This is a genomic window from Pseudomonas sp. B21-059 (assembly GCF_026016285.1).
Lineage (GTDB): Bacteria > Pseudomonadota > Gammaproteobacteria > Pseudomonadales > Pseudomonadaceae > Aquipseudomonas > Aquipseudomonas danubii.
Map to the genome: position 1 here is coordinate 4,218,035 of NZ_CP087201.1, position 14,374 is coordinate 4,232,408.

Below are 14,374 nucleotides of genomic sequence, written 5' to 3' on the forward strand. Positions count from 1 at the left end.
CCGACCCTGACAGGAGTCCTTGCATGAATCAGATTGCCCCCCGACGTTTTTCCCCCGGCCGCCTCCTCCTGCTGCTGGTGGTCGCGATCCTGGCGTTCCTGCTACTGGCACCGACCCGGGTCCAGCCGGTGGCCTGGACCCCGGCCCCCGCCCCCTCACTGAGCCAGGGCATCTATGCCGAGAACCACAAGCTCAACGCGGTGCAGCCCGTGGGCGCCCGGGACATCGACGGGCCCGAGGCCCTGCTTCTGGAGAAGGACCAACTGATCACCGGCCTGCATGACGGTCGGGTGATCCAAACCAGCCTCGACGGCAGCGCCCTCAAGGTGCTGGTCAACACCGGCGGCCGGCCCCTGGGCCTGGCCCGGCATCCGGATGGACGCCTGATCATCGCTGATGCCATCAAGGGCCTGCTGGCCCTGGACCCGCAAGGCCAGTTGCAGACCCTGAGCACCGAAGCCAATGGCCTGAAATTCGGTTTCACCGATGACGTGGCGGTGGACGCCGCTGGGCGCTATGCCTATTTCAGCGACGCCAGCAGCCGCTGGGGTTATGGCCACGACGGCGAGGCGGTGATCGAGCATGGCGGCGACGGCCGCCTGTTGCGCTACGACTTCCAGAGCGGCACCACCGAGGTGTTGCTGGAAGGCCTGGAATTTGCCAACGGCATTGCCCTGGGACCGGACGAGGCGTTTGTCCTGGTCAATGAAACCGGGGCCTACCGCATCAGTCGTTACTGGCTCAAGGGCGACAAGGCCGGCAGCCATGACCTGTTCATCGACAACCTGCCGGGGCTGCCGGACAACCTCAGTTTCAATGGCCGGGAGCGCTTCTGGGTGGCCCTGTATGCGCCGCGCAATGCCCTGCTCGATGGCACCGCGGCCTATTCCTTCGTGCGCAAGATGCTGGTGCGGGCCATGACCGTGTTGCCCAAACCGGTGGAAAAGCGCGGCTTTGTCCTGGGCCTGGATACCCAGGGCCGGGTGATTGCCAACCTGCAGGATGGCAGCAGCGGCAACTACTCGCCGATCACCACGGTGCGCGAATATGGAGACGACTTGTACCTGGGCTCCTTGAGTGCCAGCCATATGGCGCGGCTGCCATTGAAGGAGGCGCTGGCGCCTTGAGCGTTAGAGTTGCGGGGAGCCACTGCGGGGGTCAGGGCGGACGAGCCGCGCTAGGAGAAGTCAGGGCGACAAGCCAGGCTGCTAGAAGTTTAGGCGGCAAGCCGCACTGTAGAAGTTAGGGCGACAAGCCGCGCTGCAGAAGTTAGGGCGGCAAGCCGCCCTGGGGGAGCAAGCTCCCTCGCAACGGTTTGGGAGGTCAGGAACGGGCGGTGAGTTTCTCGGAGATCTCATCCTTGATCAGCAGGCGCTTTTCCTTGAGTTTCTTCAGTTCGTCGTCTGCGGCGGCGGCTGCTTCGGCCTTGAGCACCTGGTTGTCGATGCTGGTGTACTTGTCGAACAGCGCATTCAGGTGGGGGTCACTGGCCCGACGCTGTTGAATGTCCTCTTTGCTGCAGCTCAGGTCCTGGTAAAGGTCGTGGATCACCGGCATGGAACACCTCCGTGGTTGATGGCAACAAGGGCTTCATTACGCCCCTGCCAGTGATCAGAATGGGCTTGGCGCCCCGGGTCTGTCGACCGCCAATCAGACCAGCGGTAACCGTTCGTCACGGGCCCCTGTTCTGGATCAATTTCCGGCCAGGGCCTGGGCCAGAAACGCCGCGGTACGGCTGTTGCGCTGCGTGGCCACATGCGCCGGCGTGCCGCAGGCCACCAGGGTGCCGCCCTGGTCGCCCGCGCCCGGGCCGATGTCCATGACCCAGTCGGCCTGGGCCACCAGGCGCATGTCATGCTCGACCACCACCACGCTGTGGCCCGCCTCCACCAGTTTGTCCAACTGTTCCAGCAGACGGTCCACATCCCGTGGGTGCAGGCCGGTGGTGGGTTCGTCCAGCACGTACAGGGTGGCGCCCCGGGCATTGCGTTGCAGCTCGGTGGCCAGCTTGATGCGCTGGGCCTCGCCGCCGGAGAGCTCGGTGGCCGGCTGGCCCAGGCGCAGGTAGTCCAGGCCGATGTCCCGCAGGACTTCCAGGGCGCGGCGAATGCCCGGCTGCTCGGCGAACACCGGCAAGGCCTGCTCCACACTCAGTTGCAGTACCTGGGCGATGTTCAGGCCCTGCCAGGTCACGGCCAGAGTCTCGGGGTGGTAACGGGCCCCATGGCAAGTGGGGCACGGGGCGAAGACGCTGGGCATGAACAGCAACTCGACGCTGACAAAGCCTTCGCCCTCGCAGGCCGAGCAACGGCCCTTGGCCACGTTGAAGGAAAACTGCCCGGCGTCAAAGCCGCGCTCCCGGGCGGCGGGGGTGGCGGCAAACAACTTGCGCACCTGATCGAACAACCCGGTGTAGGTCGCCAGATTGGAGCGCGGGGTACGGCCAATGGGTTTCTGGTCCACCTGCACCAGGCGCTTGATCTGCTCCAGGCCGGCACTGACCCGGCCGCCGCTGCTCTGCGGTTCATCGTCTTCCAGGTCCAGCTGCGGCGCCTCCTCGCCGCCGGCCACCTTACCCAGGTGGGCCCCCACCAGTTCCAGCAGGGCCTGACTCACCAGGCTGGATTTACCGGACCCGGAAACCCCGGTCACGGCGGTGAAACAGCCCAGGGGAAACGCCGCGTCCAGGTCCTTGAGGTTATTGCGGGTGATGCCCTCCAGGCGCAGCCAGCCCCGGGGCTGGCGCGGAGTACGCCGGGCCGGGGCCTGTTCGGCAAACAGATAGGCCCGGGTCTGGGAGGCTTCGACGGCTGCCAACCCGGCTGGCGGCCCGCTATACAGCACCTGGCCGCCGCGCTCCCCCGCCGCCGGGCCAACGTCCACCAGCCAGTCGGCGCGGCGCATGGTCTGCACATCGTGCTCCACCACAAACACTGAGTTGCCCGCGGCCTTGAGTCGCTGCAAGGCCTCGAACAGGGCCTGCGCGTCCGCCGGGTGCAGGCCCGCCGAAGGCTCATCCAGCACATAGATCACCCCGAACAACTGCGACCCCAATTGCGTGGCCAGGCGCAGGCGCTGCAACTCGCCGGACGACAGGGTCGGGGTGCTGCGCTCCAGGGCCAGGTAACCCAGCCCCAGGTCAGTCAGGGTGCTGACCCGTTCCAGCAGATCCTGGGCGATGCGTTGCGCGGCCAGGCGCTTCTCCAGGGACAGGTTGGGGGTATGCCGCACATCCGGCGCGCCACGGTGCTCCGGGGCACCCTGGGCATGGCGCTGCTGGCGCGCAGCCTGGGTCTGCGCCTGGCTCAGCACCTCATCACCGGCCGCCGCCTGCTCCAGGTAGTCGGCCGCCGCCACAGGCCGGAGCACCTCGGCCAGTTGCAGCAACGGCAGGCGCGACAGTTCGCCAATATCCAGCCCGGCAAAGGTCACCGCCAGCGCCTCGCGCTTGAGGCGCTTGCCTGCGCACAGCGGGCACGGGCTGCCGCGCATGAATTGCGACACGCGCTTTTTCATCAGCGCACTCTGGGTGTGGGTGAAGGTGTGCAACACGTAGCGCCGGGCACCACTGAAGGTGCCCATGTAGCTGGGCTCCTGTTGACGCTTTAGGGCTTCGCGGGTCTGCTCCGGCGTCAGCCCGGCGTACACCGGCACCGTGGGGGTTTCCTCGGTGAAGAGAATCCAGTCGCGCTGCTTTTTCGGCAGGTCGCGCCAGGGAATGTCCACGTCGTAGCCCAGGGTCACCAGGATGTCCCGCAGGTTCTGCCCCTGCCAGGCCAAGGGCCAGGAAGCCACGGCGCGCTGGCGGATGGTCAGCGAAGGGTCCGGGACCATGGTCGCTTCGTTGACCTCATACACCCGGCCCAGGCCGTGACACTCGGGGCAGGCACCCTGGGGTGTGTTCGGCGAGAAGTCCTCGGCATACAGCATCGCCTGCCCCGGCGGGTAACTGCCGGCCCGGGAATAGAGCATGCGCACCAGGCTGGACAAGGTGGTCACGCTGCCCACCGAAGAACGCGTGCTCGGCGTACCGCGCTGCTGTTGCAGGGCCACCGCCGGCGGCAGGCCGTCGATCCGGTCCACATCCGGCACCCCCACCTGATCGATCAGCCGTCGGGCATAGGGCGCCACCGATTCGAAGTAGCGGCGCTGGGCCTCGGCGTACAGGGTCGAGAAGGCCAGGGACGACTTGCCCGAGCCGGACACCCCACTGAACACCACCAGGGCATCCCGGGGAATGTCCACGTCGACATTCTTCAGGTTGTGTTCGCGGGCGCCGCGCACCCGGACAAAGCCGGAACTGTGGGTGGGCAGCGTGCTCGTCAGGGGATCACGGGGGGCGTTGCGCGAAGAAGTCATGGACCTGCCTGGAGTCGAAATTCGGGAAGTGTCGCAAACGGCGCGAGCGGCGATCATCACACAACCTGCAGGTGCCGGGGCAAGCCCTGAAGCGGCGGCGCGGAAAGGACTCAGGCCCCCAGCAAGGAGCGCACCATGGCGCTCAGGTCCTCGGGGCCGTAAGGCTTGCTCAACAGATGAGTGTCCGGGCTGAGCTGATGATTGCGCGAAATCATGTCCCGGGTGTGCCCCGAAGTGAACAGCACCGCTATCGGCGGTGCCTGGGTCCTGGCCCAGGTGGCCAGATCGGTGCTCTTGATCAGACCGGGCATCACCACATCGGTGAAGATCAGGTCGACCTTGAGCCCTGCCATCAGCAATTGCATGGCGGCATCGCCATTGGCCGCGGTACGCACCCAGTAGCCCTCGTGCTTGAGCATTTCCACCGCCGCACTGCGCACATCGGCGTTGTCCTCCACCACCAGGATGCGTTCCTGCCCTGTTGGCCCACGCGCCGGGCAGGCCGATGCACGCTGGGCCTCCTGAGCGGCACTGCGGGCGAAATACATCTGCACCCGGGTGCCTTGCCCGGGAAGACTGAGGATGTCGATATGGCCGCCGCTCTGCTTGACGAACCCGAACACCATGCTCAGGCCCAGGCCCGTGCCATGGCCGTCGGACTTGGTGGTGAAAAACGGCTCGAAAGCCTGCTTGAGCACTTCAGGGGACATGCCGCTGCCGCTGTCGGCCACGGTCAGGCGCAGGTACTCGCCGGGGTTGATGTCCTTGCCGGTACAGAAGCTGCGGTCCAGCAGCAGATTCTCCGCGCTGATGCTGATGGTGCCCTCGCCGCCCATGGCGTCCCGGGCATTGATTGCCAGGTTGAGCACGGCGTTTTCCAACTGATTGCGGTCCACATGGATGCACCAGGGTTGGTCGGGCAGTTGCACCTTGATAGCAATGGTTTCACCCAGGGCGCGCTGCAGCAGTTCACCCAGCCCCTCGTACAGATGGCGCGGGTTGTAGATCGCCGGCGACAACGGCTGGCGCCGGGCAAAGGCCAACAGTTGGGCCGACAGCTTGGCCCCGCGCTCCACCGCCGCCAGTGCGGCCCCAGTACGGCGCTGCACATTGGCGTTGTCCGGCTCATGGCGGGCCAGCAGGTGCAAGTTGCCGGAAATCACTTGCAGCAGGTTATTGAAGTCATGGGCCACGCCACCGGTGAGGCCGCCAATGGCTTCAAGCTTCTGTGCTTGACGCAACTGCTCCTCGGCGCTCAGGCGTGCATTGACCTCTTCCAGCACCCGCTGCTCAAGGTTGCGGGTCATTTGCCGCAGATCATCTTCGGCGGCCTGCCGGCGCTGCTCGGAAATCACATGGGCGGTGGTTTCCACGACGATGGCAATGACCCCGGCGGGTGCCTGGTCGTCACCGGCCACCGGGCTGTAGTAGAGGTCCAGCCAGACGTTTTCCGGTTCGCCGTTGCGCAGCAGCACCAGTTCCTTGTTGCGGTAGGACAAGGTGCCGCCACTGAGGCAGGTGTTCATCACGCCGCGATTGAACTCGGCCACTTCCGGCCAGCCCAGCTCCACCGCGCAGCCCAGCAGATAAGGGTGGCGCCCGCCAGCGAACACCGCGTAGGCATCGTTGTAGATCATGTAGCCCAGCGGCCCCCAGAGCATCACCATCGGCACCGGCGAGCCGAGCATCAGTTGCACCGTGCTGCGCAGGCTATGGCTCCAGTGCTGCAATGAACCCAGGCTGGTGACGGACCAGTCGAAGGCACGGATGCGTTCGGCCATCTCGCCTTTCCACCCCTGGCACCCGTGATGATCTGATAAGAACGGCATGAACGGACTCTACGAAAAACGTGATACAGCATGGGTTTTCAAGAGGTTGCGCACAGCCTCCAGAGCCTTTGAGCACGGCCCGGGCGGATGGTTTCACGGTTTTCAGCCCTGGACCGGAAAACCTGGACACGCCCGGTTCAACAGCACTGAAGAGACAGGATAGGCGATCCCGGCCAGTCCAGGAGGACGCCAGCAAGCGCCTCCCAGACAATGGGCGGATTGCCCGCCCGCAAGGACCTCAGTCGGTGCCGTATTTCGGCGAGCGCGGACCGTACAGCAGACCGGTGCGTTGCCCGGCCGACAGCAGGCGCTGGCTGGTGATGCCGGCGATCGGGTGCCCGGCGTCGGTGGAGGTGTTGATGATCTGCTTCACCGCGGCAGTGATCAGCATGCCCACCAGGCCGCCGCTGTTGCCGCTGTTGCCTTCCTCGCTGGAGGCGCGAGCGCTGCCGGTCCACAGGGTAGTGCCGGTCTTGAGATCGACCAGGGTGGCGCTGGCGGTGACCACGGTCTCGCTGCTGATCAGCATGTAGCTGGTGCCGTATTCCTTGACCGTGATGTACAGCCCGGCGTCGGCACCGAAGATCTGGTTGAGCTTGGCCGGCGACAGGCCGTGGATGTCCGCGGGGTTGGTCAGGCCGTTGTGGCGGAAGGTTTCATCCACCACGGCAATCGGCATCACGTAGTAACCGGCTTCGGCCAGGGGAAAGGTCACCTGGGACAGCATGCTGTAGGTGGCCTTGACGTCCGGCGACTCATTGAGCGGCGGCAGCACCAGGATCGACTTCGGCCGGGCCTGCTTGTAGGCCGAATAGTCCACGGTCTTGGGCGCGGCGCAGCCCACCAGCAAGCTGACACTCAACAGGCCCAGGAGGTTGCGCAAGGTGGTGAAGTTCATTGGGCGGCTCCCTGCTTGGCGTTCTTCAACAGAAAGTCCATGTACGAGGCGGACTCGGGGAACAACGCCTTCTCGGTATTGAACTGCTGCACCATCTGGTCATCCTTGCCCAGGCCCGCATAGAGCATGCCCAGGTGGGCGTGGTAACCCGGCGGCACCGCCTTGCCGGTGGACTTGATCTTCTGCAGGTCGCGCTCCAGCGCTTCGACCTGGGCCTCGCGGGCTTCCTCGCCCTTGAAGTATTCGTAGGTCTGGGCCTGATAGGTTTCCCACTGGTACAGCGTCTTCGGCCCGCTGCAACCGGCCAGCAAAACGCTGCCCAGCAAGGCGCCGGCCAGCAGTGGCCGCGCGGTGATGGTCTTGAACATGCTTACGTCTCCCTGTCAGCAATATTGATCAGCGGCCGGGTTTCCAGGCCCCGGTATCGATGGCTTCGACCATGCGGTTGACCGCCTCGCGCATGGCCAGGTCCAGCACCTTGCCGTTGAGGGTCGAGTCGTAGGAAGCGGTGCCGCCAAAGCCGATCACTTCACGGTTGGACAGGGCGTACTCGCCGGCGCCCTGGGTCGAATACACCACTTCGGAAGTGCTGATATTGACGATGTTCAACGCCACCTTGGCGTAGGCCACCTGGGTCTTGCCGCGGCCGAGAATACCGAACAGCTGGTGGTCGCCGGTTTCCTTGCGGCCGAACTCGGTGACGTCGCCGGTGACCACGAAATCCGCGCCCTTGAGTTTCTGCGCCTGGCCCTTGATCGCCGCTTCCTGCTGGATCTCGCCCATGTTGTCGCGGTCCAGCACGTTGAAACGGTTGGTCTGCTGCAGGTGGGTGATGAGGATGGTCTTGGCCTGACCGCCGAGGCGGTCGACGCCGTCGGAGAAAATCCCGCGCATGTAGCTGGAACGGTTATCGAACTTGCCCACCGCCATCGGCACCCGGGCCCCGGTCCACACCTGGCTGGCGCTCTGGACCTTTTCCACCGGCAAGGCACGGGAGCTTTCAGTGGCGCAACCGCTCATGCCCGTCAGCACCGCCAGTGCTGCAGCGGACAACATCAACTTCGAGATCACTCTCACTCTAGGTTCCTTTTTGAGTATCCATTTGGGTGCACCGTGTAGATGCACTTTCGCCCTGCCGTAAGTCTCTGACCCCAGTCTGTGCGGGCTCGAAAAGCATCGGCGGGACGTTCTGAAACTTGATGCAGGGGGCATCATCGGCGGCGATTATGCCAAAGCGCCATCATGCCGAAAAGGAATAAAAAATCATTAGCGTCCACCTGTGATCGCTCGCAAAACCTCGGGCCGGGATCTGTGTCGCCGCTGCCGCAGACTGCGAACGGCTCCGTAGGAGACGCAAAGTCCTGAGATCGCTAGAGACTCGGCGGCAGTCAGCGAAAGTCCCGACTGCGCACGCTGATGCCATCCAGCAACGGGCTCAGATCCGTCAGGCGCCCGGCAATCAGGTGGCGCACTTCACCCACGGTTTCCAGGGTGCCGTCGACCTTAAGCAACTGCGAACCCACCAGTATCCGACGCTGGCGTTCGGCCAGGTCGCGCCAGACCACTACATTGACGTTGCCGAACTCGTCTTCCAGGGTGACGAAGGTCACCCCGCTAGCAGTGCCCGGGCGCTGGCGCCCGGTGACCAGCCCGGCCACGCTCACCGAACGCCCGTGCTCCACCTCCAGCAGTTCCCGGGAACTGCGGCAGCGCCGGGCCTTGAGCTGCGCGCGCAGCAGCGCCAAAGGATGGGGCCCCAGGGTGGTGCCGAGGCTGTGGTAATCGGCCTGCAAGTCTTCGCCGACGCTGGGCCGGGGCAGGCTCACCGGGGCTTCCTCCTGGCGTGGCAGCTCGGCAAACAGCCCCAGTTGCTTCTCCACCCCGGCCACTTCCCAGCGCGCCCGATAGCGATCCCCGGCCAGCGCCCGCAAGGCGCCGGCATCCGCCAGCAGCTCCTGGGCGCGGACATCCAGCCGGGCGCGCTCGGCCAGGTCGGCAATATCGACAAAGGCCCGCTGCTGCCGGGCGCTTTCGATGCACCGGCCGTCCTCCTGGCGAAAGCCCTTGATCATGCGCAGCCCCAGGCGCACGGCCGGCTGCCCGGACAGGCCCTTTTCAGCGCGTCCGGGTTGGGCAGGGAGCGGCTCCAGGCTGCAGTCCCAGTCACTGGCGCTCACATCCACCGGCAGGATCTGCAGACCGTGGCGCCGAGCGTCCTGGAGGATCTGGTCCGGACTGTAGAAACCCATGGGCCAGCTGTTGATCAGGGCGCAGGCGAAGGCCGCCGGTTCGTGGCACTTGAGCCAGCAACTGGCGTAGGTCAGCAAGGCAAAACTGGCGGCATGGGATTCGGGAAAGCCGTAGCTGCCAAAGCCCTTGATCTGCTCGAAGATCTGCGCCGCGAACTCGTCGCTGTAACCGTTCTTGCGCATGCCTTTGCGCAGCCGTTCGCGGTGCGGCTCCAGGCCGCCATGGCGCTTCCAGGCGGCCATGGAACGGCGCAACTGGTCGGCCTCCCCCGGGGTGTAGTCGGCAGCGACAATGGCGATCTGCATCACCTGCTCCTGAAACAGCGGCACGCCCAGAGTTCGCTTGAGCACCGCTTCCAACTTCGGCGACGGATAAGTCTCCGGCTCTTCACGGTTACGCCGACGCAGGTAGGGATGCACCATGCCACCCTGGATCGGCCCGGGGCGGACGATGGCCACCTCGATCACCAGGTCATAGAAGTTCTGCGGCTTGAGCCGGGGCAGCATCGACATCTGCGCCCGGGACTCGATCTGGAACACGCCAATGGTGTCGGCGCGGCCGATCATCGCGTAGGTGGCCGGATCTTCAGGCGGAATGCTGGCGAGGCTGTAGCGCTGGCCGCGGTAGCCGTGGATCAGGTCGAAGCAACGGCGGATGGCGCTGAGCATGCCCAGGGCCAGGATGTCCACCTTGAGCAGGCCGACCATGTCCAGGTCGTCCTTGTCCCACTGGATCACCGTGCGCTCGGCCATCGTCGCGTTTTCCACTGGCACCAGATGGTCCAGGGGCTGCTCGGAAATCACGAAGCCACCGGGGTGCTGGGACAGGTGCCGGGGAAAGCCGATCAACTGCCCGGTCAGGCTCAGGACCCGGCGCAGCACCGGGCTCTCGGGATCGAACCCGGCCTCCTGCAGGCGCTCGACACTGGGCGGCGTATCGCTCCAATGGCCGCAGCAGTCGGCCAGGGCATTGACCTGATCCGGCGGCAGGCCCAGGGCCTTGGCCACATCGCGCACCGCCCCGGCGCCGTGGTAGGTGCTGACCACCGCGGTCAGTGCCGCGCGGTGCCGGCCGTAACGCTGGAACACGTACTGCAGCACCTCTTCGCGGCGCTCGTGCTCGAAATCGACGTCGATGTCCGGCGGCTCGTTGCGTTCCCTGGACAGGAAGCGCTCGAACAACAGGGTCGAGCGATCCGGATCGATCTCGGTGATACCGAGGGCGAAACACACCACTGAGTTGGCCGCCGAGCCCCGGCCCTGGCAGAGAATGTGCTGGCGCCGGGCAAAATCGACGATGTCGTGCACGGTGAGGAAATAACTCTCGTAGCCCAGGTCGCAAATCAGCGTGAGCTCCTTGTCGATCTGCTTCAGCACCTCGGCCCGGGCCCCGGCCGGCCAGCGCCGCAAAATGCCGCGCTGGGTCAGCACCCGCAGCCAGGACCCGGCGTCATGCCCCTCGGGCACCAGCTCCCGGGGGTATTGGTAGCGCAGTTGGCCGAGATCGAAAGCGCAACGCCCGGCGATGGTCAGCGACTCGTCGAGCAGGGTTTGGGGATACAGCCCTTGCAGCACTTCGATGGGCCGCAGGTGACGCTCGCCATTGGCGAACAGGCGCTGCCCGGCCTCGGCCACCGGCAGGTGATGGCGGATCGCGGTCATGGTGTCCTGCAGCGCCCGGCGCCCGCGCACATGCATGTGCACATCGCCACAGGCCACGGCCGGCAGCCCCCATTGCGCGGCCAGGGCCCGCCGCTGTTGCAGGCGCTGGGCATCGTCCTGGCCGCAATGCAGTTCCAGCGCCAGCCACAGGCGCTCGGGGAATATCTGGCGCAGCCAGTGGCCGTGCTCCGCCGCCGGGCCATCGTCCGCCAGCCACAGGGCCAGCAGCCCCGGCAGCGGTTCGGCAAAGTCTTCGCGCAGCAGGCGATAGCTGCCCTTCTCGGCCCGGCGCCGGGCCCGGGTGATCAACCGGCACAGGCCCTGGTAACCCGCCAGGTCCTCCACCAGCAGCACCAGGCGCGGGCCGTCCTCGACCTGCATTTCGCTGCCGATGATCAGCTTGAGGCCACTATCGCGTGAGGCCTGCCAGGCCCGGACAATCCCCGCCAGGGTGCATTCATCAGTGATCGCCAGGGCCTGGTAACCCAAGGCCGCGGCGCGCTGGAACAATTCGGCGGCACTGGAGGCGCCGCGCTGGAAACTGAAGTTGGACAGGCAGTGCAGCTCGGCGTAAGCGCTCATGCGAACCAGCCTTGCAGCAGCAAGGGCCCGGGCTCGCCGACCTGACGATAGGCCCAGCCCTGCTGGCCGGCGCAGGTTTCGATCAGGTAATAGTCGCGGCGCACATCGGCGCCGTCCCACCAGCCGGACTCGATGCGCTCCGGGCCCATGAGAATCCGCACGCTGCCTTCGTTCAGGGCCTGGGGTTCAGTGAACAGCCAGCCAGGACGGCGCAACCCGGGGCTGGCCGGACAGGGGCGCGGATCAGTCTGGGGCTGCCAACTGCGCTCCGGCCGGTGATCGGCGCGATGCCCCAGGCCCTGCACCGCGTCATCCCCCAGGCGGGCCCGCAGGCGTTCGCGCAACTGCTCCCAGGGCAAGTTCTGCTGCGGACGCGGATCGAACAGTTCAGTGTGCTGGGGCACGAACAGCGGCAAGTCCTCGGCCACCAGCCGCAGGTTGCGCACCGGCGCCGGCACCTGGATCTGCTCCAGGCGCCCGCGGGCCAGTTCAAACAGCATCGCCGGATCGCGCTCGGCACTGAGCAACCCCACCGGGATCAGGGTGTCGGCGCCTTCGGCATGTTCCAGGTGCAGTGCGAAACGCTGCACCCCGCTGTCGCGGCCACAGAGAAATGCCGCCAGATCGGCGGTCAGCCGACGCAAGGGGAACAGCAGCGCCTGATGAGACAGCACATCGAAATTCAGCTCGATGCGCAGGTCGAAACGATCCGGCGGCTGATAGAACGCCAGCCCCAGCGGACGCTCGCCGAGCAAGGTGTCCAGGTGCTTGAGCAAGCGGCCGTCAAAACGCCGGGCCAGGCTGGACCGGGGCAGCTCGCGCAGTTGCTCGAAGCTGCGCACCCCCATGCGCGACAGGGCCGTGGCCTGCTCCGGGGCCAGGCCCAGGCGCTCGATGGGCATGGCCCCCAGGGCCTGGACCAGGGCCGCGCAGTCGGCCACCGCCAAGCCGTCATAGGCATTGGCCAGGACCCGGGCCGCCGCCGGGTTGGGCGCGGCGACGATGCGATGACGAAAACCCAGGGCCTGCAACTCCCGGCGCAGGCGCGCCTCCAACTGCGGCCAGGGGCCGAACAGGCCCAGGCTGGACTCGATCTCCAGCACCAAGGTACGAGGGTAGGCAACGCTGACCTGGGAGCTGAAACCGTAGGCCCAGGCGGCCAGAAACTGCTGCCAGTGCTCGATCTGCTGCGGGTCGTATTCGGCGCTGGCAAAAGCCTTGGTCAGGGCCTGGGCAGCGGTCAGCGATTGCCCGGGGCGCAGGCCCAGCTCGCGGGCGGCGCCATTCACCGCCTGGATCACTCGACGCTGCGGGGTGCCACTGAGCAGCGCCAGGGGCGCCTCGGGTTCGGCGCGCTGACGCAACACCGCGTCCAGCGCCAATTGCGGGAACAGAATGCACACCCAACGCATGCCAACCTCAGTGCCCGGCGGGCCAGGCAATAGGCGCCGGATGGGCCAGCCCGCCCCGGCACTTGAGCACCTGCAACTGCACAGGGCGACCCTGCACGCTGATCCTCAAGGCCGCCGGCGAGGGGTTGTGCGCGGCGTCCAGGGGCCGGTAGGCGAAGGCCAGGGTCTGGCCGCTTTCCGCCGCCACCTGCAAGCGCCGCAGGGCGCGGTCGTCGACTTGTTGCGGCCAGCACAGCACCGCGCCGCAACTGCCAGAACGCAGGCATTGCTCGGCGGCCCACAAGGCATCGCGCTCCCCGGCCTGGATGATCGACAGCTGGCGCACATCCACCCCGGCGTTCTGCCAGGCCTGGGGATAGGGCACGAACGGTGGCGCCACCAGCACCACCCGCTCCCCCGCTACGGTCAGCCGCGCCAGGCTCGGCCACAGCAACTGCAGCTCGCCCAGGCCCTGGGCGGCGATGAGGATTTCCGTCAGCGCCGCCTCCGGCCAGCCGCCCGTGGGCAGCACCGCATCCAAAGCAGCATGCCCCGTCGGGTGCAGGCTGACCGGCGCAGCCGCCGGGCGGCCTTTCCACACCCGCCCGCCATTGAACAGGGCATCCAGTGCGACCACGGCGCCCATCAGCCTGGCCTCACCAGACCGCAGAACACACCTTCGATAAACAGTTCGTGGTCGTCGGTAACCTCGATCGGCTGATAGGCCGGGTTGCGCGGCAACAGGCGAATGCCCTGCCCCTTGCGCTCGAAACGCTTGATGGTGACCTCGCCGTCCAGGCGGGCGATCACCGTCTGGCCGTTGCGCACCTCACTGCTGCGGCGCACCGCCACCAGATCGCCGTCGAGGATGCCGTCATCGATCATCGAATCGCCCTGGACCCGCAGCAAATAATCCGGAGTGCGGGAGAACATCCCCGGGTCCAGCCACAACTGACCGTGTATTTCGGCATCGACGCCAATCGGCGCACCGGCGGCCACCCGCCCCAGCACCGGGATCTCCAGCAGCTCCGGGCGCCGCGGCTGATTGAGCAGGCGAATGCCCCGGGCCTGATGGGGGTTGACCTCGATAAACCCGGCCTCGGTCAGCGCCAGCACATGCTTGCGCGCCACGCTGCGCGAGGCAAAACCGAACGACTCGCTGATTTCAGCGAGGCTCGGGGGCTGGCCGTGATCGGCGATGCGTTCGCGGATAAAGGTCAGGATGGCACTGCGGCGGGGAGATAAAGTCGTCATGGAGTACATTTGTACTCCTCTCGGATTTATCTGACAAGAACCGCCAATCAGTCCCGCGAGAAACCAGCGTAGAAGTCGATGAACGCCCGCAGCCAGCGGTCGTCAAACACCCTTCACGGCTGAATCCGGCCGCCAGCCAACGTCCTTCCT

At 66.2% G+C, this 14,374-nt stretch carries 11 protein-coding genes; 1 reads left to right on the plus strand and 10 read right to left on the minus strand.

The genetic code is table 11. The features are described 5' to 3' along the window. Positions 1-23: 23 nt before the first annotated feature. Positions 24-1,127: an SMP-30/gluconolactonase/LRE family protein gene (locus LOY69_RS18530; protein ID WP_265073392.1), complete on the plus strand. Its 1,104-nt coding sequence runs from the start codon at positions 24-26 to the stop codon at positions 1,125-1,127. A 196-nt stretch (positions 1,128-1,323) separates the two neighbouring features. Here the strand turns inward: LOY69_RS18530 and LOY69_RS18535 are convergent, their stop codons facing one another. The 10 genes from LOY69_RS18535 to lexA all read right to left on the minus strand — a co-directional run bounded on the left by LOY69_RS18535 (position 1,324) and on the right by lexA (position 14,233). After that, positions 1,324-1,557 carry a DUF465 domain-containing protein gene (locus tag LOY69_RS18535; protein ID WP_102864849.1) on the minus strand — a complete coding sequence of 78 codons (234 nt, stop codon included), beginning with the start codon at positions 1,555-1,557 and terminating at the stop codon, positions 1,324-1,326. Between the two features lie 135 nt (positions 1,558-1,692). Continuing rightward, complete coding sequence (locus LOY69_RS18540; protein ID WP_265073393.1) at positions 1,693-4,359, minus strand: excinuclease ABC subunit UvrA; 2,667 nt, start codon at positions 4,357-4,359, stop codon at positions 1,693-1,695. A gap of 110 nt (positions 4,360-4,469) precedes the next feature. Beyond that, a complete protein-coding gene (locus tag LOY69_RS18545) occupies positions 4,470-6,188 on the minus strand; it encodes an ATP-binding protein (RefSeq protein WP_265073394.1) in 1,719 nt (572 codons plus the stop codon). 238 nt (positions 6,189-6,426) lie between these two features. Continuing rightward, positions 6,427-7,086 (minus strand): DUF799 domain-containing protein, encoded by a 660-nt coding sequence (locus tag LOY69_RS18550; RefSeq protein ID WP_102864846.1) that lies wholly within the window; start codon positions 7,084-7,086, stop codon positions 6,427-6,429. Then, a complete protein-coding gene (locus LOY69_RS18555) occupies positions 7,083-7,454 on the minus strand; it encodes a DUF4810 domain-containing protein (protein ID WP_102881584.1) in 372 nt (123 codons plus the stop codon). The genes LOY69_RS18550 and LOY69_RS18555 overlap by 4 nt, the downstream gene beginning before the upstream one ends. 28 nt (positions 7,455-7,482) lie before the next feature. Next, complete coding sequence (locus LOY69_RS18560) at positions 7,483-8,142, minus strand: CsgG/HfaB family protein (RefSeq protein ID WP_110596672.1); 660 nt, start codon at positions 8,140-8,142, stop codon at positions 7,483-7,485. 332 nt (positions 8,143-8,474) lie between these two features. Continuing rightward, on the minus strand, positions 8,475-11,579 hold the full coding sequence (locus LOY69_RS18565; protein WP_265073395.1) for an error-prone DNA polymerase: 3,105 nt from the start codon (positions 11,577-11,579) through the stop codon (positions 8,475-8,477). Then, the gene (locus LOY69_RS18570; protein ID WP_213665594.1) at positions 11,576-12,991 is read right to left on the minus strand and encodes a Y-family DNA polymerase; all 1,416 of its coding nucleotides are present in this window, start codon (positions 12,989-12,991) and stop codon (positions 11,576-11,578) included. The genes LOY69_RS18565 and LOY69_RS18570 overlap by 4 nt, the downstream gene beginning before the upstream one ends. Positions 12,992-12,998: 7 nt before the next feature. Beyond that, on the minus strand, positions 12,999-13,616 hold the full coding sequence (imuA, locus tag LOY69_RS18575) for a translesion DNA synthesis-associated protein ImuA (RefSeq protein WP_265073396.1): 618 nt from the start codon (positions 13,614-13,616) through the stop codon (positions 12,999-13,001). Then, positions 13,616-14,233 carry a transcriptional repressor LexA gene (gene lexA / locus LOY69_RS18580; protein ID WP_265073397.1) on the minus strand — a complete coding sequence of 206 codons (618 nt, stop codon included), beginning with the start codon at positions 14,231-14,233 and terminating at the stop codon, positions 13,616-13,618. The genes imuA and lexA overlap by 1 nt, the downstream gene beginning before the upstream one ends. Positions 14,234-14,374: the final 141 nt, after the last annotated feature.

What these genes read in the sequence shown, in the direction of transcription:
- imuA (WP_265073396.1), bottom strand. Translation starts at nt 13,616, where the DNA reads ATGGGCGCCGTGGTCGCACTGGATGCCCTGTTCAATGGCGGGCGGGTG.
- LOY69_RS18545 (WP_265073394.1), bottom strand. Translation starts at nt 6,188, where the DNA reads ATGCCGTTCTTATCAGATCATCACGGGTGCCAGGGGTGGAAAGGCGAG.
- LOY69_RS18540 (WP_265073393.1), bottom strand. Translation starts at nt 4,359, where the DNA reads ATGACTTCTTCGCGCAACGCCCCCCGTGATCCCCTGACGAGCACGCTG.
- LOY69_RS18530 (WP_265073392.1), top strand. Translation starts at nt 24, where the DNA reads ATGAATCAGATTGCCCCCCGACGTTTTTCCCCCGGCCGCCTCCTCCTG.
- LOY69_RS18565 (WP_265073395.1), bottom strand. Translation starts at nt 11,579, where the DNA reads ATGAGCGCTTACGCCGAGCTGCACTGCCTGTCCAACTTCAGTTTCCAG.
- LOY69_RS18550 (WP_102864846.1), bottom strand. Translation starts at nt 7,086, where the DNA reads ATGAACTTCACCACCTTGCGCAACCTCCTGGGCCTGTTGAGTGTCAGC.
- LOY69_RS18570 (WP_213665594.1), bottom strand. Translation starts at nt 12,991, where the DNA reads ATGCGTTGGGTGTGCATTCTGTTCCCGCAATTGGCGCTGGACGCGGTG.
- LOY69_RS18535 (WP_102864849.1), bottom strand. Translation starts at nt 1,557, where the DNA reads ATGCCGGTGATCCACGACCTTTACCAGGACCTGAGCTGCAGCAAAGAG.
- LOY69_RS18555 (WP_102881584.1), bottom strand. Translation starts at nt 7,454, where the DNA reads ATGTTCAAGACCATCACCGCGCGGCCACTGCTGGCCGGCGCCTTGCTG.
- lexA (WP_265073397.1), bottom strand. Translation starts at nt 14,233, where the DNA reads ATGTACTCCATGACGACTTTATCTCCCCGCCGCAGTGCCATCCTGACC.
- LOY69_RS18560 (WP_110596672.1), bottom strand. Translation starts at nt 8,142, where the DNA reads ATGTTGTCCGCTGCAGCACTGGCGGTGCTGACGGGCATGAGCGGTTGC.